21 protein-coding genes, 1 tRNA gene and 3 pseudogenes are annotated in these 18,825 nt (G+C 69.7%); 13 read left to right on the top strand and 12 right to left on the bottom strand.

Annotation, left to right across the window (positions count from 1 at the left end):
- Window positions 1-6: 6 nt before the first annotated feature.
- The 3 genes from ASD25_RS03740 to ASD25_RS31175 are packed head-to-tail and all read right to left on the bottom strand — an operon-like array spanning window position 7 to window position 2,170.
- Window positions 7-669, bottom strand: coding sequence for a hemolysin III family protein (locus ASD25_RS03740; protein ID WP_055828611.1), 663 nt, complete (start codon window positions 667-669; stop codon window positions 7-9).
- Window positions 670-673: 4 nt separating this feature from the next.
- The gene (gene purD, locus ASD25_RS03735; protein WP_055828608.1) at window positions 674-1,960 is read right to left on the bottom strand and encodes a phosphoribosylamine--glycine ligase; all 1,287 of its coding nucleotides are present in this window, start codon (window positions 1,958-1,960) and stop codon (window positions 674-676) included.
- 48 nt (window positions 1,961-2,008) lie between these two features.
- The gene (locus ASD25_RS31175) at window positions 2,009-2,170 is read right to left on the bottom strand and encodes a hypothetical protein (protein ID WP_200943531.1); all 162 of its coding nucleotides are present in this window, start codon (window positions 2,168-2,170) and stop codon (window positions 2,009-2,011) included.
- 64 nt (window positions 2,171-2,234) lie between these two features.
- Between ASD25_RS31175 and xseA the strand changes: the two genes are divergently transcribed.
- The 4 genes from xseA to ASD25_RS03715 all read left to right on the top strand — a co-directional run bounded on the left by xseA (window position 2,235) and on the right by ASD25_RS03715 (window position 5,557).
- Window positions 2,235-3,842 (top strand): exodeoxyribonuclease VII large subunit, encoded by a 1,608-nt coding sequence (xseA, locus tag ASD25_RS03730; RefSeq protein ID WP_055828603.1) that lies wholly within the window; start codon window positions 2,235-2,237, stop codon window positions 3,840-3,842.
- Window positions 3,843-3,891: 49 nt separating this feature from the next.
- On the top strand, window positions 3,892-4,092 hold the full coding sequence (locus ASD25_RS03725; RefSeq protein WP_055828600.1) for a DUF2093 domain-containing protein: 201 nt from the start codon (window positions 3,892-3,894) through the stop codon (window positions 4,090-4,092).
- The gene (locus ASD25_RS03720; RefSeq protein ID WP_055828597.1) at window positions 4,089-4,937 is read left to right on the top strand and encodes a M23 family metallopeptidase; all 849 of its coding nucleotides are present in this window, start codon (window positions 4,089-4,091) and stop codon (window positions 4,935-4,937) included. The genes ASD25_RS03725 and ASD25_RS03720 overlap by 4 nt, the downstream gene beginning before the upstream one ends.
- Window positions 4,938-5,041: 104 nt before the next feature.
- The gene (locus ASD25_RS03715) at window positions 5,042-5,557 is read left to right on the top strand and encodes a response regulator (protein WP_055828594.1); all 516 of its coding nucleotides are present in this window, start codon (window positions 5,042-5,044) and stop codon (window positions 5,555-5,557) included.
- Here ASD25_RS03715 and ASD25_RS03710 read toward each other — a convergent pair.
- The 3 genes and pseudogenes from ASD25_RS03710 to ASD25_RS03700 all read right to left on the bottom strand — a co-directional run.
- Window positions 5,524-6,093 (bottom strand): annotated as a pseudogene (locus ASD25_RS03710) (lysophospholipid acyltransferase family protein); the annotation flags it as partial. The gene ASD25_RS03715 and the pseudogene ASD25_RS03710 overlap by 34 nt on opposite strands.
- Before the next feature lie 119 nt (window positions 6,094-6,212).
- A partial coding sequence (locus ASD25_RS03705) for a lysophospholipid acyltransferase family protein (protein WP_369816546.1) occupies window positions 6,213-6,709 on the bottom strand: 497 nt, incomplete at its 3' end.
- A gap of 79 nt (window positions 6,710-6,788) precedes the next feature.
- Window positions 6,789-7,559, bottom strand: a complete 771-nt coding sequence (locus tag ASD25_RS03700) for an SDR family NAD(P)-dependent oxidoreductase (RefSeq protein ID WP_055828589.1) — start codon at window positions 7,557-7,559, stop codon at window positions 6,789-6,791.
- Between the two features lie 291 nt (window positions 7,560-7,850).
- Here ASD25_RS03700 and ASD25_RS03695 point away from each other — a divergent pair, with 291 nt between their 5' ends.
- On the top strand, window positions 7,851-9,119 hold the full coding sequence (locus ASD25_RS03695; RefSeq protein WP_055828587.1) for an EAL domain-containing protein: 1,269 nt from the start codon (window positions 7,851-7,853) through the stop codon (window positions 9,117-9,119).
- Between the two features lie 63 nt (window positions 9,120-9,182).
- Window positions 9,183-9,461, top strand: a complete 279-nt coding sequence (locus ASD25_RS03690; RefSeq protein WP_156389181.1) for a PilZ domain-containing protein — start codon at window positions 9,183-9,185, stop codon at window positions 9,459-9,461.
- On the opposite strand, the gene ASD25_RS03685 is transcribed toward ASD25_RS03690, so the two are convergent.
- On the bottom strand, window positions 9,452-9,799 hold the full coding sequence (locus ASD25_RS03685) for a glycine zipper domain-containing protein (RefSeq protein WP_055828581.1): 348 nt from the start codon (window positions 9,797-9,799) through the stop codon (window positions 9,452-9,454). The genes ASD25_RS03690 and ASD25_RS03685 overlap by 10 nt on opposite strands.
- Window positions 9,800-10,002: 203 nt before the next feature.
- On the opposite strand from ASD25_RS03685, the gene ASD25_RS03680 reads away from it, so the two are divergent.
- The 3 genes from ASD25_RS03680 to ASD25_RS03670 are packed head-to-tail and all read left to right on the top strand — an operon-like array spanning window position 10,003 to window position 12,294.
- A complete protein-coding gene (locus tag ASD25_RS03680; protein WP_055828578.1) occupies window positions 10,003-10,872 on the top strand; it encodes a TIGR01459 family HAD-type hydrolase in 870 nt (289 codons plus the stop codon).
- A gap of 29 nt (window positions 10,873-10,901) precedes the next feature.
- Complete coding sequence (locus tag ASD25_RS03675) at window positions 10,902-11,363, top strand: MaoC family dehydratase (protein ID WP_055828575.1); 462 nt, start codon at window positions 10,902-10,904, stop codon at window positions 11,361-11,363.
- 1 nt (window position 11,364) lies between these two features.
- Complete coding sequence (locus ASD25_RS03670) at window positions 11,365-12,294, top strand: bifunctional riboflavin kinase/FAD synthetase (RefSeq protein WP_055828572.1); 930 nt, start codon at window positions 11,365-11,367, stop codon at window positions 12,292-12,294.
- Here ASD25_RS03670 and ASD25_RS03665 read toward each other — a convergent pair.
- Window positions 12,287-12,820, bottom strand: a complete 534-nt coding sequence (locus ASD25_RS03665) for a DUF3828 domain-containing protein (RefSeq protein ID WP_055828569.1) — start codon at window positions 12,818-12,820, stop codon at window positions 12,287-12,289. The genes ASD25_RS03670 and ASD25_RS03665 overlap by 8 nt on opposite strands.
- Before the next feature lie 262 nt (window positions 12,821-13,082).
- On the opposite strand from ASD25_RS03665, the pseudogene ASD25_RS03660 reads away from it, so the two are divergent.
- From ASD25_RS03660 to ASD25_RS29125, 3 genes and pseudogenes are all read left to right on the top strand, one after another.
- Window positions 13,083-14,581 (top strand): annotated as a pseudogene (locus ASD25_RS03660) (class I tRNA ligase family protein); the annotation flags it as partial.
- A gap of 1 nt (window position 14,582) precedes the next feature.
- Window positions 14,583-15,232, top strand: a pseudogene (locus ASD25_RS31595) (class I tRNA ligase family protein); the annotation flags it as partial.
- Window position 15,233: 1 nt separating this feature from the next.
- A partial coding sequence (locus ASD25_RS29125) for a class I tRNA ligase family protein (RefSeq protein WP_156389183.1) occupies window positions 15,234-16,225 on the top strand: 992 nt, incomplete at its 5' end.
- Here ASD25_RS29125 and ASD25_RS29120 read toward each other — a convergent pair.
- The 3 genes from ASD25_RS29120 to ASD25_RS03645 form a co-directional block, all read right to left on the bottom strand.
- Window positions 16,173-16,541, bottom strand: coding sequence for a hypothetical protein (locus tag ASD25_RS29120; protein WP_156376915.1), 369 nt, complete (start codon window positions 16,539-16,541; stop codon window positions 16,173-16,175). The genes ASD25_RS29125 and ASD25_RS29120 overlap by 53 nt on opposite strands.
- A gap of 100 nt (window positions 16,542-16,641) precedes the next feature.
- Window positions 16,642-17,256, bottom strand: coding sequence for a DUF2589 domain-containing protein (locus tag ASD25_RS03650; protein ID WP_056615001.1), 615 nt, complete (start codon window positions 17,254-17,256; stop codon window positions 16,642-16,644).
- 73 nt (window positions 17,257-17,329) lie between these two features.
- Window positions 17,330-17,866, bottom strand: a complete 537-nt coding sequence (locus tag ASD25_RS03645) for a DUF2589 domain-containing protein (RefSeq protein ID WP_055828557.1) — start codon at window positions 17,864-17,866, stop codon at window positions 17,330-17,332.
- A gap of 320 nt (window positions 17,867-18,186) precedes the next feature.
- On the opposite strand from ASD25_RS03645, the gene ASD25_RS03640 reads away from it, so the two are divergent.
- Window positions 18,187-18,672: a hypothetical protein gene (locus ASD25_RS03640; RefSeq protein ID WP_055828553.1), complete on the top strand. Its 486-nt coding sequence runs from the start codon at window positions 18,187-18,189 to the stop codon at window positions 18,670-18,672.
- A 72-nt stretch (window positions 18,673-18,744) separates the two neighbouring features.
- Here the strand turns inward: ASD25_RS03640 and ASD25_RS03635 are convergent.
- A tRNA-Met gene (locus tag ASD25_RS03635) sits at window positions 18,745-18,821 on the bottom strand.
- Between the last annotated feature and the right edge of the window lie 4 nt (window positions 18,822-18,825).

Below are 18,825 nucleotides of genomic sequence, written 5' to 3'. Positions count from 1 at the left end.
CCCGATCTATTTAAGCACGGCCAGCAGCACGGCGACCCAGTGGACGGCGGCGGCCACCACGACATGGCCGTGCCAGATCGCGCGCCGGAAACGCATCGCCTTGTTGGCGTAGAAGATCACGCCGACGGAATAGAGCACGCCCCCGACCGCCATCAGGATCAACGGCGCCAGGCCCAGGCTCTGCAGGATCGGCTGGATGGCGATGACCATCAGCCAGCCCAGCGCCAGATAGACGACGATCCAGAACCCCTTGCCGAGCCCGGGCAGGAACAGCTTGGCCAGGGCGGCGAAGATGGCCGTGCCCCAGACCGCCGAGGTCATCCCCCACGCCCAGGCCCCGGTCAGGTGCTGGGTCGTGAACGGGGTGTAGGACCCCGCGATCATGATGAAGATGCCGGCGTGATCGAACCGCCTCAGCAGCGGCTGGAACTGCGGCGCGGCGAAATTATAGGCCGTCGACAGCCCCAGCATGGTCAGCAGTCCGACCGCATAGATCGCCGCCGCCGTCAGGCTTCCGGCGTCGCCGAAGCCGATCGCCAGCCCCAGCAGCATCCCCCCGCCCACCAGCGCCAGCGCCAGCCCGGTCAGATGCACGATCAGATCGGCCAGCCGCTCCTTGCCGTCGCGATAATGGCTCGGCGGCTCGGGCGGCAGGACGGCGTCAGTCATGGATTCAGTTCCCCCCAGGGCCCCGCTCCAGCGCCCGCCAGCCGATGTCCGTGCGGTGAAACCCGCTCGGCCAGTCGATCTTCTTCACCGCGGCATAGGCCCGTTCCCGCGCCTCGGCGATATCCCTGCCGCGGGCGCAGACGTTCAGCACCCGTCCCCCGGCGGCCGCCAGCTGGCGGTCCGGCCGCCGCTTCGTGCCGGCGTGGAACACCTGCACATGGGGCCCGAAATCCTGCTCGGCCCCGCGGATGATCGAGCCCTCCAGCGGACTGTCGGGATAGCCCGAGGCGGCCAGCACCACGCAGATCACCGTCTCGTCGCGGAAGGCTGGCATCGGGGCCCGGGTCAGGTCCCCGCGCGCGCAGGCCAGCAGCAGCGGCACGATGTCCCCGTCCAGCCGCATCATCAGCACCTGGCATTCCGGATCGCCGAAGCGGGCGTTGAACTCGACCACCCTGGGCCCGTCCTCGGTCGCCATCAGCCCGACGTACAGCACCCCGCGATAGGGGGCGCCCTCGGCCGCCATCGCCGCCACCACCGGCTGGACGATCAGCCGGTCCGACGCCTCGACCAATTCGGGCGTGAACACCGGCGCCGGAGAATAGCTGCCCATGCCCCCCGTGTTCGGCCCAAGGTCGCCGTCATAGGCGCGCTTGTGGTCCTGCGCCCCGCCCAGCAGCACGGCCCGCTGGCCGTCGCACACGGCGAACAGCGAACCCTCCTCGCCGTCCATATATTCCTCGATGACCACCCGCGCGCCGGCGGTTCCGAACCGGCCGCCCAGCATCCGCTCGATCTCGGCCTCGGCCTCGCGCTTGTTCGGGCTGATGGCCACGCCCTTGCCGGCGGCGAGGCCGTCGGCCTTGATCACATAGGGCGGCTTGAACACCGACAGCGCCTGACGCGCCTCGTGCAGCCGCTCATAGACGCCGAACCCGGCGGTGGGGATGTCGTGCCGCTCCATGAAGGCCTTGGAGAAGGCCTTGGAGGTTTCCAGCTGCGCCGCCTTCGCCGTCGGCCCGAAACAGGGAATGCCCGTCGCGGCCAGCCGGTCGGCCAGTCCGGCCTCCAGCGCGGTCTCGGGGCCGACCACGACGAGGTCGGCCTTCATCTCGCGCGCCAGGGCGACCAGACCCTCGGCGTCCGTGACCTTCAGCGGCGCGAGTTCGCCCAGCTTTTCCATGCCCGGATTGCCGGGCGCGATGACCAGACGCCGCAGCAGCGGCGACTGGGCGATCTTCCACGCCAGGGCGTGCTCACGCCCGCCCGATCCGACCAGCAGGATATTCATGCGCGGGCAATGACCGCACGCGCGAAGCCGGTCAAGTCGCGGATCGCATCAGACAAATACGGCGGAGATCACATAGACCGCGAGGCCGAGCAGGACGATCCCGCCGATGACCAGCCACAGACTGGTCGACGCGCCGTCGCTGCGCCGTCCCATCTCGCTTTCGCGCGGGTCCCTGTCGACGGGGTCGGTGTCGCGGGGGTCGGCGGCCATGGCTTCCCGACCGTGACTCGCATCCGCCGTTCCCGCAAGCGCCGACTGTCGCTAGTCTGCCCCGATGAGCGACGACTCCTACGTCTTCGAGGGCCCGGCCGACGAACCGCCGCCGCCCGCGCGGGACAACAATCCGCCCCAGACGGTCTCGGAGCTGTCCTTCGCCCTCAAGCGCACGCTCGAGGACCGCTTCGGCCATGTCCGGCTGCGGGGCGAGATCTCCAAGGTCAATCACCACGCCTCGGGCCACGTCTATCTGACCCTGAAGGACGACAAGGCCGCCATCGACGGCGTGATCTGGAAGGGTTCGGTCCGGGGCCTCGGCGTCCGGCCCGAGTCCGGCCTCGAGGTCATCGTCACCGGCAAGATCACCTCCTACCCCGCCCGATCCTCGTACCAGATCGTCATCGAGACCATGGAGGCCGCCGGCGCCGGCGCGCTTCTGGCCCAGCTGGAGCGGCTGAAGGCGAAACTGGCCGGCGAGGGTTTGTTCGAACCCGGACGCAAGAAGCCCATCCCGACCTTCCCCGCCGTGGTCGGCGTCATCACCAGCCCGACCGGCGCCGTGATCCGCGACATCCTGCATCGCATCGCCGAGCGCTGGCCGTGCCGCGTCATCGTCTGGCCCGTGGTCGTCCAGGGCGACGCCGCCTGCGGCCAGGTCTCCAACGCCATCCGCGGCTTCGACGCCATGACGTCCGGCGGCGCCCTGCCCCGCCCCGACATCCTGATCATCGCCCGCGGCGGCGGCTCGGTCGAGGACCTGTGGTGCTTCAATGACGAGGGGCTGGCCCGCACCGTCGCCGCCGCCTCCATCCCCATCATCTCCGCCGTCGGCCACGAGACCGACACCACCCTGATCGACTTCGTCTCGGACCGCCGCGCGCCGACCCCCACCGGCGCGGCCGAGATCGCCACCCCGGTGCTGGCCGACCTGCGCTACGCCGTCGCCGACCTCGACCGCCGTCTCGCCCGCGCCGGGGGCCGCATCCTCGAGGACCGCCGCACCCGCCTGCGCGCCGCGGCCCGCGGCCTGCCCGCCCGGCCCGAGGACGTCCTGGCCCTGCCGCAGCAGCGCCTCGACCACGCCGGCAGCCGCCTCGCCTCCGGCCTGACCCGCAACCTCGTCCTGCACGAGCGCGCCCTCGTCGGCGTCACGGGCCGGCTTGCGCCCGCCCTGCTGGACCGCGCCATGGAGCGCCGCCGCGACCGGCTGGAGTCCGTCTCCGCCCGCCTCGGCTCCGGCCTCAGCGCCAATGTGAAGGCCCACGAACACCGCCTGTTGCGGGCCCTCTCCCGACTGTCGCCAGAGCCCTTGCATCGCCGCCTCGACCAGCGCGCGGCCCGGCTGGAATCCGTCGGAACCCGGCTCGTCGCACTGCCGAGACGGCTTGAGCGCGATGAGGCCCGCCTCGCCGCCCTCGCCCGCGCCCTGGCCGGCCTCAATCCGAAGACGCCCAAGCCCGGCTTCGCCCGCGTCGAGAGCGAGGACGGCGCCATGATCGCGGCCGCCGCCGCTCTGCACGACGGCCAGGCGGTGCGGCTGGTCTTCGCCGATGGATCGAGGGGCGCGCACATCGACGGCGACGCGGCCCCACCGCCCGCCCGCCCCAGGCCTTCTCCGGCGCCGAAACCCAAGACCCCGGCGCCGGGCCAGGGCGACCTCTTCTGACGCGGGAAATCCGTGGCGCGATCCGCAAGCCCACGCTAGCCTGACGGCCATGACCAAGCCTTCCTCCGACACCGCGACCCTCCACTACGGCGACGGCGAATTCGCCGTGCTGAAGCCGGGGCGCGCCGTGACCTGCGCCGTCAGCGGCAAGGCCATACCACTCGAAACCCTGCGCTACTGGTCGGTCAGCAAGCAGGAGGCCTACGCCGGCCCGGCCGAAGCCTTCCAGAGCCTGGGCCAGACCCCGTGATCCTGCCGCGCCGCCGGCTGCTGATCGGCGGCGGCGCGCTCGCCGCGACCGGCCTGACGCCGCGAAACGCGCGCGCCCAGGCGGCGGACCTCAGCCTGACGGGCCGTTTCGTTCAGGGCGGCCACGCCATGGGCCGGACCTGGCCTCGGGCCCTGGTCTTCGTGGACGGCGAATCCCTGACCACGGCCTCGGCTGACGGCGTCTTCATCGTCGGCTTTGACAGGGACGCCCCCGCCAGCGTCCAGATCGAGGCCCGGACGGACGGACGCTACGCGACGCGGACCCTGGGCATCGCGCCCGGCCGGTTTCCGGAAACCCGCGTCGACGGCCTTCCGCCCTCGACGATCGAGCCCAGCGACCCCGCCCTCCTGGCCCGCATCCAGCGCGAGATCGCCCTCAAGGCCGAGGGCTTCGCCAGCCGCCTCGACGCCGACCATTTCCGCGACGGCTTGATCTGGCCACTGGAGAGCTTCCGCGTCACCAGCCGCTGGGGCAGCCAGCGCGTGCTGAACGGCACGCCGGCCCGGCCGCACTACGGCATCGACCTGGCCGCGCCCCTGGGAACGCCCATCCGCGCGCCCGCCGCCGGGCGGGTGACTCTGGCCCAGCCCGGTCTGCATTTCGAGGGCGGCCTGGTGCTGATCGACCACGGCCAGGGCCTGATCACCGCCTACCTGCACCAGTCCCGGATCGACGTCGGCCCCGGCCAGGTCGTGAAGCGCGGAGACCGGATCGGGCGGGTCGGCATGACCGGGCGGGCGACCGGTCCGCACCTGTGCTGGCGCATGAAATGGCGCGATCGCAATCTCGACCCGTCACTCATGGTTGAAACTGCACAGCGGTAACCGGTTCCGGCCAGGTGATCGCTGTTCGGTCATGGACGGGAAACGAATCGGCTCGTAGATCGTCGTTATTCCCGACTCAGGCCGGGGCTGTAGAAAATCGATCCATGGCCTCCCTCAGCGCCCTCAAAGTCCTGCTCGTCGACGACAACGCCCACATGCGCGCGATCACCTCGGCGGTGCTGCAGTCGGCGGGCATCCGTTCGGTGCGCGAGGCGTCCGACGGCGGCGCCGCCCTGGAGGTGCTGCGCCGGCATCTGCCCGATCTGGTGATCGTCGACTTCAACATGTTCCCGCTGGACGGCGTCGAATTCACGCGCCTGGTCCGCAACAGCCCGGACAGCGCCAACCCCTATCTGCCGATCATCATGATGACCGGCCATTCGGAGAAGTCGCGCGTCTATGAGGCGCGGGACGCCGGCGTCACCGAATTCGTGGTCAAGCCGATCACGGCCAAGGCCATCCTCGACCGCATCCAGTCGGTGATCTTCCAGCCCCGGCCGTTCGTGAAGACGGAAAGCTATTTCGGCCCCGACCGCCGCCGTCGGGACCTGCCCGGCTACAAGGGTCCGATGCGCCGCGCCGGCGATCAGTCGCGGGCGCCGGACTCCAGCGCGGCATAGACCCGGTCGGGCCACCGCTTGTGGACCCAGAACCAGTCGACCGGGCTTTCGCGCACCCGGTCCTCGATGAAGCTGGTGATCGCCTGCACGCCGCGCACGATGTCGGCCGAGCGGTCCCCGGTCTTCTCCAGTTCGATCGGCTCATAGACCGTCAGCCGGAACCGCACCCCGGGCAGCCGCACCACCGACATCGGCTGCAGCACCGTGCCGAACCGCAGCGCCAGCCGGCTCGGCCCCGGCGCCGCGTTCACCGGCTGACCGAAGAAGGTCACCTCGGGCCCTTCCGAGAATTTCTGATCGTTCATCAGGGCCACGGACTCGCCCCGCGCCATCCCCGCCAGCAGCTCCCGCGCCCCGTCCCCGCCCTTGGGTGCGAACAGCTTGACCCCGTACCGCGCCCGCGCGGCGATGATCTGGGCGTCGACGTAGGGGTTGTTGGCGGCGCGATAGGTGATCTGGCACGGCACGCCCGAGCCCGTGATCGTCGCCGCCAGCGTCTCGATATTGGCGAAATGCCCGCCCGCGAAGACCACCGGCCGGCCGCTGTCCCGGCGCAGGTGCCGGCGTACAACGCCTGGACGCAGGCGTTCAGACTCATATTCCCCCGATCGGATCCGGATAGTCATGAATCCCCGCAGCGATGTCCGCCGGCGCNGATTCGCCCCGCGCCATCCCCGCCAGAAGCTCCCGCGCCCCGTCCCCGCCCTTGGGCGCGAACAGCTTCACGCCATACCGCGCCCGCGCCGCGATGATCTGCGCGTCGACATAGGGGTTGTTGGCGGCGCGATAGGTGATCTGGCACGGCACGCCCGAGCCCGTGATCGTCGCCGCCAGCGTCTCGATATTGGCGAAATGCCCGCCCGCGAAGACCACCGGCTTGCCGCTGTCGCGGATCGCATGCAGCCGCTCCAGCCCGACCACCTCGATCCGGCACTGTTTGACCAGAATGTCCATCACCGCCGTCTCGGCGAAGGCCCGCCCGGTCTGCTCCCACTGCGCCAGCGCCAGGGCCTCGCGTTCGTCATCCGGCATGTCGGGGAAGGCGATGCGCAGGTTCCGCATCACCGTGCGCTGCGTGCCTGTCTTCGGCCCCAGGGTGCGCAGCAGCCATCCGCCCAGCGCCGACGCCCGCTCGACCCCGAGCAACCGCATGAAGCCGATGAAGCCGGCGAAGGCGGCCGCCTCCAGCCGCCAGATCAGGTCCTGGCGGAAACTCACCCGTTTGGGCCCGTCACCAGGCAATGGTGATCCCGCCGTCCACGACCAGCGTCTGGCCGGTCATATAGCTGGAGGCCGGCGCCGCCAGATACACCGCCGCCCCCGCGATCTCGTCCGGCTGGCCGATCCGCTTCAGCGGCGCGGGGTCCGTCACCTGCTTCAGCAGGTCCGGATTCTCCCACAGGTATTTGGCGAAGTCGGTCTGCACCAGGCCCGGGGCGATGGTGTTGACCCGCACGTTCGACGGCCCCCACTCGACCGCCAGGTTGCGCGCCAGCTGCATGTCCGCCGCCTTGGAGATGTTGTAGGCGCCGATCAGGGCGTTGCCGCGCAGGCCGCCGATCGACGAGACGATGATCACCGACCCGTCCCGCCGCTCCAGCATCTGTGGCGCGACCATCTGGATCAGCCAGTGGTTGGACACGACATTGTTCTGCAGGATCTTGCCGAACTGCTCGTCATTGATCCCCGCCATCGGCCCGGCATAGGGATTGGTCGCGGCGTTGCAGACCAGGATGTCGATCTTGCCGAAGGCGGCGTTGGTCTCATCGACCAGCCGCTGCAGATCCTCCTTCGAGGCGATGTTGGCGGGCACGACCATGGCCCGGCCCTCGCCATGCTTCGCATTGATCGCGTCGGCGACCTCCTGRCACGGCCCGGCCTTGCGCGAACTGATCACCACCCGCGCRCCATGYTCGGCCATRCGCTCGGCGATGGCCTTGCCGATCCCCTTCGAGGAGCCGGTGATCACCGCGACCTTGCCGGTCAGATCGAACAATTCCATCGTTAACCTCGAAGAAGTGGGGAGAATCCGCGCGGAACCCCGGTAAAGACCAGCGAACCGTAGGGCGACGACAACGCCTCCTCGCGCACCATGCTCGGCCATGCGCTCGGCGATGGCCTTGCCGATCCCCTTCGAGGAGCCGGTGATCACCGCGACCTTGCCGGTCAGATCGAACAATTCCATCGTTAACCTCGAAGAAGTGGGGAGAATCCGTGCCGCGCCCTAGGCGATCCGCACTGTTACCCCGATACTCGGGCGATTCCATCCGGGAAGACGGACCATCCGTTTCCAATGCGCGCACTCACCCAGGGCTTCCTGTTCTTCACCTACCTGTTCCTGGCCCTGACGGCCGGGGCCTTCCTTTGGAGCGCCAACCTGGGCGCCGGCGCCGCCGTGGCCGCGGGCTTCGGCGTGCTGGGCCTGTTCCTGGCCCTCCATACCCTGATCACGGCCAAGGCCGACAAGGCCGCGCTGAAGAAGGAAATCGAGCACGTCCGCGAGGCCCACCGCCTGCTCGCCGACGCCATGGAGTCGACCCAGGGCGCCCTGACCGAACTGGCCCAGGCCATCGAATCCGGCGCCGTCACCTCCAACGAGGCCCTGTCCGGCGAAGTCCGCATGCTCGAGACCCTGATCTCGCAGATGAGCGAGTCGCTCGACCACCGCATGGCCCAGCCGACCCCGGTCAACACCTATGAGGCGCGCCACCGCGAACAGTCCAACGTCCTGCTGCAGACCATCCACGAGGCCCTGGCCGAGAACCGGGTCGACCTCTACCTCCAGCCGGTCGTCTCCCTGCCCCAGCGCCGGACCATCTTCTACGAGAGCTTCACCCGCCTGCGCGCCGCGGACGACCGGGTGATGATGCCGGCGGAATATCTCTCCGTCGCCGAGGGCGAGGGCCTGGTCCCGGCCATCGACAACCTGCTGCTGTTCCGCTGCGCCCAGATCGTGCGCCGCCTCGCCCGGCAGGACCGCAAGGTCGGGGTCTTCTGCAACGTCGCCCTGTCGTCCCTGGGCGACGAGACCTTCTTCCCCCAGTTCCTCGACTTCCTCAGCGAGAACCGCGACCTGAACCAGGCCCTGATCTTCGAACTGGGCCAGGCCACCTTCGACGCCCGCGGCGCCGCCGAGGCGCGCAACATGGCCAAGTTGGCCGACCTCGGCTTCCGCTTCTCGATCGACAAGGTCCAGACGCTCGACCTCGACTTCGCCGACCTACAGCGCTCTGACGTCAAGTTCATGAAGGTCGCGGCCGACCTGCTGATCGAACAGCTGCTCGACATGGACGGCGCCTCGGCCCTGCCCAGTCTGCGCGACATCTCGGCCGCCGATTTCGCCGGCCTGACGCGCCGCTACGGCATCGAGCTGATCGCCGAGAAATGCGAGACCGAGCGCCAGATCGTCGACATCCTCGAACTCGACATCGGCATGGGTCAGGGCCACCTCTTCGGCGAGCCCCGCGCCATCAAGGAGGCCGTGCTGGCCGAAACCGATCCCCCGGCCGACTTCATCCGCTCGACCCTGCGCAGCGCCGACCAGCGGCGCCGTTTCAGCTAGCCCCTTCTCGCTCCGTTACGTCTTAACCCCTGACGCCCGCGCCGGGCGTAGAATGGCGGCGTCATGTCCAGTCCCGACGATCCTCCTCCTGACGCCCGCCGGCGACCGCGCCCCCGCGTGGCCATGAGCGGGCAGCTTCTGCACGGCATTCATCGGGAATGCGCCGACGTCGTGATCCGCAACCTCACCGAAGGCGGCGCCAAGGTGCGTCTGACCTCGACCAGCGGCGTCCGGATTCAGGGTCCGCTCGTCCTGCGGATCGCCTCCGTCGACCGCCCCTGCGCCATCGCCTGGCAGTCCGGCGACGAGGTCGGCCTGAGATTTGACCCGGCTCAGGGGTAGTAGCCGTAATCCCCGCGCCGCGGCACGCGCGTATAGCCGTAGCGGCCATCCTGGTTGTAGCCGCCGAAGCCGTAGCCGCACGGGTCCTCGCGCGCCGACAGCTGGTTGCCCAGCAGGCCGCCGGCCAGGGCGCCGATGGCCGCGCCGCGCTCCCGGTCGCTCTCACCCGCGATCGCCGCCCCCACCGCGGCGCCCAGCAGGGCGCCGGACGCGGTCGCATATTGCCGGTTCCGCTCATAGTCGCGCTGGCAGGCCGAGGCGTAGTTGTCGGTCGTGGCGCAGCCCGTCAGCGTCAGTCCGCAGACCGCGACCGCCGCCAATTTGATCATGCCTTGCATCCCGTCTCTCCCTTGCAGCCCCGTGTTCCAACGACAGAGCGGGCGGAGCGTTCCGGAAAGCCGCCCCTGTCCTCCCCCTACGCAGTCCCTCCTTCATCCGTGCATCCCCGCGACGCTCCGCCCACGCCTCCCGCAACCGCTTTTCCCGAAGCGGCGATGACGCACGCCTTCTCCCCCATCCCCGAACCCGCTATCCCCGCCCCATGACCCTGCCCCACGCCCTGAACGGCCTGTCCGACATCGCCGCCGACTACGACATCCTGCTCTGCGACGTCTGGGGTGTTATCCATAACGGCCGCGAAAGCTGGCCCGCCGCCTGCGAGGCCCTCGCCCGCTTCAACCGCGATCACGGCCATGTCGTGCTGATTTCGAACTCGCCGCGCCCGGGGCCGGGGGTGGTCGACCAGATGGACGGCCTGGCGGTGCCGCGCGACGCCTGGCGCGCGGTCGTCACCTCGGGCGACGCCACCCGCAGGGAGCTGGCCCTCCGGGCGCCCGGCCCGGCCTGGATCATCGGCCCCGACCGTGACGGGCCGCTCTATGACGGCCTCGGCCTCGACGTGGCCCGGGGGGCCGAAGACGCCGCCTTCATCTCGGTCACCGGCATGATCGACGACGAAACCGAAACGCCCGAGGACTATCGCGACCGCCTGGCCGCCGGCGCCGCCCGCGATCTGGAGCTGATCTGCGCCAACCCCGACCGCGTGGTCCAGCGCGGCGACAGGCTGATCTGGTGCGGCGGCGCGCTCGCCGACCTGTACGAAAGCCTCGGCGGCCGCGTCACCATGGCCGGCAAGCCCTTCGGCCCCATATACGACCTGGCCCTGAGGCAGGCCGCCGATCTGCTGGGCGAGCCCGTCAACCGCTCACGCGTCCTGTGCATCGGCGACGGCGTGATCACCGACGTCCTGGGGGCCAACAGGCAGGGCCTCGACTGCCTGTTCATCGCCCAAGGCATCCACGGCGACGCTGCCCGCGGTCCCGACGGACGGCTCGATCCCGCCCGCGCCGCCGACCTGCTGAAGGCGGAAACGACCTACGCCCGATACGCCGCGCTCGATCTGACGTGGTGAGCCGCTTCAAATCACGCTAAGGCCGGGCCATGGTTGAACTTGTCTCGAAACATCCCTCCGGCGGCTACATCCTCGAGGAGCTGCACGTCGGCATGACCGCCGAAAAGGTCATCCCCGTCACCGAGCAGCGTATCCAGCAGTTCGCCGAGGCCTCGGACGACTTCAATCCCGTGCACATGGACGAGGCCTTCGCCTCGAAGACGGCCTATCGCGGCCGCATCGCCCACGGCCTGCTGTCGGCCTCGTTCGGCTCGGCCGTGGTCGGCACCATCCTGCCCGGCGCGGGGGCGATCTACCTGTCCCAGACGCTCGGCTTCCACCTGCCCGTCCGCATCGGCGACGAGGTCCTGGTGCGGGTCAGCGTCAAATCCGTCGACCCCGAAAGCGCCCGGGTCGAACTGGACTGCGAGGGCTTCGTCGACGGCAAGCTGATCATGGACGGCGTCGCCCTGGTCCGCGTCCCCCGCCGCCGGCGCCCCGCGAAAGACTGACTTGGTCGCGATCGTCACCGACTGGCGCGGCCTGCCCGACCGGCTGAAGGGCGCGGCGGTGGCCATCGGCGCCTTCGACGGCGTGCATCGCGGGCATCAGGCCGTGATCGCCAACGCCCGCGAGGCGGCGCAACGGCTCGGCGCCCCCCTCGGCGTCGTCAGCTTCGACCCTCATCCCCGCCGCTGGTTCCAGCCCGACGCCGCCCCCTTCCGCCTCATGACGCCCGACCAGATGGCCCGGGCCATGGCGCCGCTGAAGGTCGACATCCTCTACCTCCTGCCCTTCGACGCCGGCATGGCCGCCATGTCGGAAGAGGCCTTCGCCGTGGACGTCCTCTCCGGCGGCCTCGGCATCCGCCACGCGGCGGTCGGCTTCGACTTCACCTACGGCAAGGGCCGCACCGGCTCGCCCGAGGCCCTGCGCCGCCGCGGCGAAAGCCTCGGCTTCACCGTCAGCGTCACCGACCGCGTCGACGATCCCGATGGCCTGAAACTGTCGTCCTCCGCCGTGCGCGAGGCGCTCAAGGCCGGCGACATGGCCCGCGCCACGGCCATCCTCGGCCGCCCCTTCGCCATCCAGGGCGAGGTGGTCCACGGCGACAAGCGCGGCCGCACCATCGGCGTCCCCACCGCCAACATCCGCATGAGCGACTACATGCGGCCCGCCTTCGGCATCTACGCCACCCGCACCCGACTGCCGGACGGCCGCGTCATCGACGGCGTCGCCAGTCTCGGCGTCCGCCCCATGTACCGGCTGCCCGAGCCCCTGCTCGAGGTCTGGCTGTTCGATTTCGACGAGGATCTCTACGGCCAGACGGTCGAGACGGAACTGGTCGCCTTCCTGCGCGGCGAAAGGACCTTCGACGGCCTCGACGCCCTCAAGGTCCAGATCGACGCCGACGCCGACGCGGCGCGAACCGCCCTCAGCTGATCGCCGCCATCAGCTGCTCGGTCAGCGGCTTCTCGCCGGGAACCAGGACGTCGCTGACCTTCCACATCGCCCCCTCCTTCACCAGTTTCAGCGTCGGCCGCTTCGTCTCGCCCATATTGGTGAACACCACCGCCGCCTCGGCGGCCTGCGGCCCCGTTTCAGTCACCGTGACCGAATCCAGGGTGAAGTCGCCGCTGTCCTGACAGCCGCAGATCGGGTCGTAGTTCAGCGTCGGCACCTCGCCGTTCGCCTTGCGGAAGTCCTCGCCGATCATGGCGTTCAGCATCCGGTCGTAGATCGGATCCCGTCCCGGCGGCGGCGGCGGCTCGCCGGGCCCCTGCCCCGGCGCGGCGTATACGGCGTACAGGGCCCGGACGAATGCCTCGGGGCCCACCTTCGCGGCCTCATAGATGGCGGGACGCCCCGGCGGCAGGGCGGCGGGGGCGTCGGCCGGCTCGGACGGGGCTCCCTCCGGCGAACAGGCGGCGAGGCCGGTCAAGACGGCGGCGATCAGGACGTGACGCATCGGAACCCTCCCAGGACGCCGGACTATCCCGCTGCCGCTGTCGCCTGGCAATCCCGGCTGGCGTCCAGCCCTCGCCGTCTGCTAGACCATACCCACCATGACCGTCCGCGTGTTTCGCCCGATTTCGATTAGCGCCCCGGCGTAGCGCCGCAGGGCCGAAGGCCCCGTGCACGCCGGGATATCGACACGCGCCGACCAGCCTTCCCGGGCGATGGCGCATCGAAAACTACGCGAACGATCACAAACGACGAGACGAGACTTCATGGCCGACGCCGCCGACACGCCCTCCACCGCTCGCGACTACCGCGAGACGGTCTTCCTGCCCGAGACGCCGTTCCCGATGCGCGGCGGCCTGCCGCAGAAGGAACCGGGGATCATCGCGCAGTGGGGCGACCTCTATTCCGCGCTCCGCAAGCAGCGCCAGGCGGAGGGCGCGCCCCTCTACGTCCTGCATGACGGCCCGCCCTACGCCAACGGCGACATCCACATCGGCCACGCCCTCAACAAGACGCTGAAGGACTTCGTCGTCCGCAGCCGCTTTCTGCTCGGCAACGACGTCGACTACGTCCCCGGCTGGGACTGCCACGGCCTGCCGATCGAGTGGAAGATCGAGGAACGCTACCGCGCCCAGGGCAAGCGCAAGGACGAGGTCTCCAAGGCCGAGTTCCGCCAGGCCTGCCGTGAATACGCCGCCGGCTGGATCGACGTGCAGCGCGACCAGTTCAAGCGGCTGGGCGTCCTCGGTGACTGGGACCACCGCTACGCCACCATGGACTTCACGACCGAGGCGGCCATCGTCGCCGAGTTCCACAAGTTCAAGAACTCGGGCCAGCTGTACCGCGGCTCCAAGCCGGTCATGTGGTCGCCGGTCGAGCGCACCGCCCTGGCCGACGCCGAGATCGAATATCACGACCACGTCAGCCCCACCGTCTGGGTCAAATTCCCGGTCGTCGCCGCCACCGACGATCATCCCGACGACCTGCTGGCCTTCCGCCACGCCACGCCCGCCGTGGTGATCTGGACCACCACGCCCTGGACCATCCCGGCCAACCGCGCCGTCAGCTACGGCCCCGAGATCGCCTATGGCCTCTATGAGGTCACGGCCATGGAGACCGGGCTGGAGTTCGAGCCCTGGGCCAAACCGGGCGATCGCCTGATCCTCGCCGACAAACTGGCCGAGGACGTCTTCAAGGCGGCGAAGATCGCTTCGTGGACCCGCGTCGACGACCTCAACCCCTCGGGCCTGGAATGCGCCCACCCGCTGGCCCAGCTGTCGCCGGGGTACGGCTTCTCCGTGCCCCTGCTGGCCGGCGACCACGTCACCGACGACGCCGGCACCGGCTTCGTGCACACCGCTCCGGGCCACGGCGCCGACGACTTCGAGGTGTGGAAGGCCCACGGCCATCACGAGGTGCCCGACACCGTCGACCCCGACGGCGCCTACTACGACCACGTCCCCCTGTTCGCCGGCCTCAAGGTGCTGGAGACCGAGGGCAAGAAGACCGGCAAATTCGGTCCCGCCAACCCCGCCGTGATCGAGAAGCTGATCGAGGCCGGGGCCCTGCTCGCCCGCGGCCGGATGGAGCAYTCCTATCCGCACAGCTGGCGCTCMAAGGCSCCSATCATCTTCCGCAACACGCCSCARTGGTTCATCCGCATGGATGCGCCGCTGAAGGGCGACGGCACCCTGCGCGAGCGGGCGCTGGASGCCATCGACAAGACCGACTTCCACCCCGAGGCGGGCCGCAACCGCATCCGCTCNGCGCCGCTGAAGGGCGACGGCACCCTGCGCGAGCGGGCGCTGGAGGCCATCGACAAGACCGACTTCCACCCCGAGGCGGGCCGCAACCGCATCCGCTCCATGGTCGAGGGCCGGCCGGACTGGCTGGTAAGCCGCCAGCGCGCCTGGGGCACGCCCCTGGCCATGTTCGTCGACAAACAGACCGGCCAGCCCCTGATCGACGCCGAGGTCGACGCCCGCATCACCGCGGCGGTGGCCGAGGGCGGCGCCGACGCCTGGTTCACCCGCCCCGACGCCGACTTCCTCGGCGCCCACGACCCCGCCCGCTACGAGAAGATCGAGGACATCCTCGACGTCTGGTTCGACTCCGGCTGCACCCACGCCTTCACCCTGGAGGCGCGCGATCCGGCGCACGGCTACACCGGCGACCGCCCGTCGCACTGGCCCGCCGACCTCTATCTCGAGGGCTCGGATCAGCACCGCGGCTGGTTCCAGTCCAACCTGCTGGAAGGCGCCGGCACCCGCGGCCGCGCGCCCTATGACGCCGTCCTGACCCACGGCTTCACCCAGGATGAGAACGGGGAGAAGATGTCCAAGTCGCGGGGCAACACCACCGACCCCGCCGTCGTCATCAAGGAATCCGGCGCCGACATCCTGCGCCTGTGGGTCTCNCCGGCCTGCGGCTCGCCCCGCCGCCCGTACGCGGGGAGAAGATGTCCAAGTCGCGGGGCAACACCACCGACCCCGCCGTCGTCATCAAGGAATCCGGCGCCGACATCCTGCGCCTGTGGGTCTCGCTGGTCGACTACGCCGAGGACCAGCGGATCGGGAAGCAGATCCTGCAGACCACGGTCGACGCCTATCGCAAGCTCAGGAACACCGTCCGCTATCTGCTGGGCGCCCTCGTCGGCTTCGACGAGGAAGAGCGCCTGGAGCTCGACCAGATGCCGCCGCTTGAGCGGTTCATCCTGCACCGGCTGTGGGAACTGGATGGCGACGTGCGCAAGGCCTACGCCGAATACCGCTTCCAGGATGTGGTCCGCCCGGTGCTGGAGTTCTGCTCCAACGACCTGTCGGCCCTGTATTTCGACATCCGCAAGGACAGCCTCTACTGCGACCGTCCCGACGCGATCCGCCGGCGCGCGGCCCGCACGGTGATGCATGAGGTGTTCATGCGCCTGACCGCCTGGCTCGCGCCCCTGACTCCGTTCACCATGGAAGAAGCCTGGGGCACCCGCTTCCCGGAGGGCGGCTCCAACTGCGCCCGGGTGATCCCGGAGACGCCGGACAAGTGGCGCAACAAGGACGAGGCCGATCGCTGGGCCGGCGTGCAGACGGTGCTCGAAATCGTCAACGAGTCGCTTGAAGCGGCCCGCCGCGAGAAAATCATCGGCGGGGCGCTGGACGCATGGCCCGTCGTCACCGGCCCGGCCGGCGTCTTCTCGGCGTTCGAAGGCCTGGACGCCGCGGAGGTGTTCCGCACCTCCGGAGCGGAACTCGTCGCCGGCGGCGACGCCGTCACCGTCGACGTGCGGCTGGCCGACCATCCCAAATGCGCCCGCTCCTGGCGGCGCGTGCCGGATGTCGGCTCCGATCCCGCCTATCCCGAGCTCAGCGCCCGTGACGCCGACGCCGTGCGCTGGTGGGACGCCCGGAAGGGCTGAGGATCGCCGGCGAGGCGCCCGGCCGGGTCGCGACATCGACTTCCGGCCAGCCCTCGGGGCCTTCGGTGACCCGCACCGTCACGCGGACGCTCGGGCGCAGTCGCGATCGTCGTCTCGCGCCCAGCAGCCGCACCAGCCAGCGGAAGCACGCCGGCTCGATCCATGGCGCGCCAACCGGCTCGCGCCACCGGACCTGAACCAAGGCGACCGTCAGTCCCGCCGGCGCCAGCCGCGCGCGCCCGGCCTCGAACGCCGCGACCAGACCGGGCGTCACCCGCCCGGCCCAGACGCTCTCCGGTCCGTTCACTCCAGCCATGGCGGCTTCCGCGAAAAGCCGACGTGATAGACCGTGTACTGCAGCACCACCTGATGCTCGCCGATGTTGAGCAGGGAGAAGCTCTTCTCCAGCCCCGGGATCAGGCCGCCTTCGGCAGGGCCTTGGGCACGATCGCCGAGTTCATGATGTCCATGACGCGCGCCAGGCCCTCGGGCATCCCCTTGTCCGAGGCATGGACCTCGACGTGGTATTTGGCCGAGTTGTCGGACGARCGGGTGTTCTCCTTGTGGGTCGCCACCGAGCCCTCGACATGRACCTTGATGCTGAAACAGCCCCAGCCGGCCTCCATGTCGGCGGCGAATTTGCCCGCCTTGTCCTCGGACTCCTTCTGCGAGCTCGAGGATTTCACCTCCATGTCGAAGGTGATGTCGACCGTGTCGATGAACAGGGAYGGCACCTTGACGATGGCCAGCAGGGGCACGTCCATGACGACGTCCTCGTCCTCSGTGCCGGTGCCGTCGTCCTTCATCYTCGACCGSGTGAATTTGAACTGGGCCGTGCGGATGTCGCCCACGGCGTTSGCRTCATCGCCCTCGGTCGGCGGCCTGAAGCCGACCACCTTGACGAAGGTGGCCGTGGCGTTCGCCAAGGCGATCTGGGCGTCGCACGCCGCCCGCAAGGGTCCGCCGATAAGATCGGCCATCGGCAGTCCCTTGAACTGGGACGCCATATCGACAAGTTCACCGTCCGCCATCGTCTCTACTCCCCGCATCAGGGCCGCACAGCGCGACCCTCTCTCCGCAACGCCGCCTATGCGGCGCGCAGTCTCAGGTCGGCTCGATCGTCGGCGCCTGCCGCATGCCGTGCATCTTGTTCAGTTCGGTCAGCAGCCGGGCCAGCCCCTCGGGCACCTCGGCGTCGCGGACCTTGATCATGACGTGGGCTTTCGGGCCCTTGGCTGAAGAGGCCCCGCTGAACGCGTCGGTCAGGATGCGCCGCACCCTGGGCTGGGGCGCCACCTTCTCGTGAGCGTCGTCCGTCTCCTGGATGACGTTCGGGGAGTCCAGCTCGCCGCCTTCCTCGACCCCGCCCAGCTCGATGTCGAACTCGACCTGGGCCTCGCTGATCCGCAACGGATTGTGAGGCAGCAGGGTCAGCAGCGGGATGTCGACCAGATCCTCGGTCCCCGGATCGACCCCGTGTCGCAGCGACGGGAGACGCAGGCTCATCATCAGCGGCCGCAGCGTCTGGTCGAAGAAGGCGCCCAGGTTGAGAATCTGCTGGCGCTCGATCTCCTGCTGGGCGCTGGCGATCGCGCCGGCGATGCCCTGGATCAGGGACCGCAGTGTCGTCCGTTCCGCCATGGCGCGTGCTCCATCCACTTCGCTACCCTAGCGCGATTATTTGGACAGCTCAATACTTATAGTTGTGTCGGTGCACGCGCGACTCCTGGCGTTGTCACCCGGCTTGAACGCGGCCCTCGCGTTCGGGCGATGGTCCAGCCAGCTCCAGGCCCGCATGGGCACGGTCGAGCCCTTGGTCTTCCTCGATCGGGCCGGTGACGGGCGCTACCAGGTCGGCGAAGACGAGCCGCTGGCCGATGTGCAGCTCTTGGTCAACGGATATCCGGCGCCCGCGGCGCAGACCAGGGGGGGACGGCCGGGTCTGGCTCGGCGGGCTTTCAGTGGGCGAGCCGATCCGCCTGGCCGTGGATTCCGCCAGCCTGCCGGACGCCTTCCTGGCCCCCGCGGCGCCTGAGATCGTCGTCCAGCCTCGCCCGGGCCGAGCCTTCCGGCTCGAGATTCCGGTCGTCGAAACCGGGGAGATCGCCGGCGTTGCGGAACTGATTGACGACGCGCAGCGCGTGGCCGCCCAAGCGGGCGTCCCCCTGTCGATCGGGGTGACCGACGCATCGCCGGACTGCGAATTCCTGCTCACCATCACGCCGGCCAGCCGGGACTTCGCCACGTCCTTCACCGTCGTCGCCGACCGCATCTCCGTCCTCGAGGGGACATTGCTGAATTCGAACCCCGGCAACCGCGAATGGCTGGTGCCGATGACCAGCGGCGTCGCACGGGTCGCCGTGGGCGGGGTGCTGCAGATGAACACCAGCGCGGATCTGTTCGACAGCTATGCTGCGACCCTCACCGTGTCGGCGGCCCCGCCATGACGCCCGCGGAGCGGCCAGACCCCGAACAGCAAAAAGCCCCGCCGGCGGATGCCGGGCGGGGCTTTGAGATCTTGGGTGCGGGAGCAGGATTTGAACCTGCGACCTTCAGGTTATGAGCCTGACGAGCTACCGGGCTGCTCCATCCCGCGGCAA

The organism is Brevundimonas sp. Root1423 (genome assembly GCF_001426805.1).
This window is presented reverse-complemented; position numbering and strand designations above follow the sequence as displayed.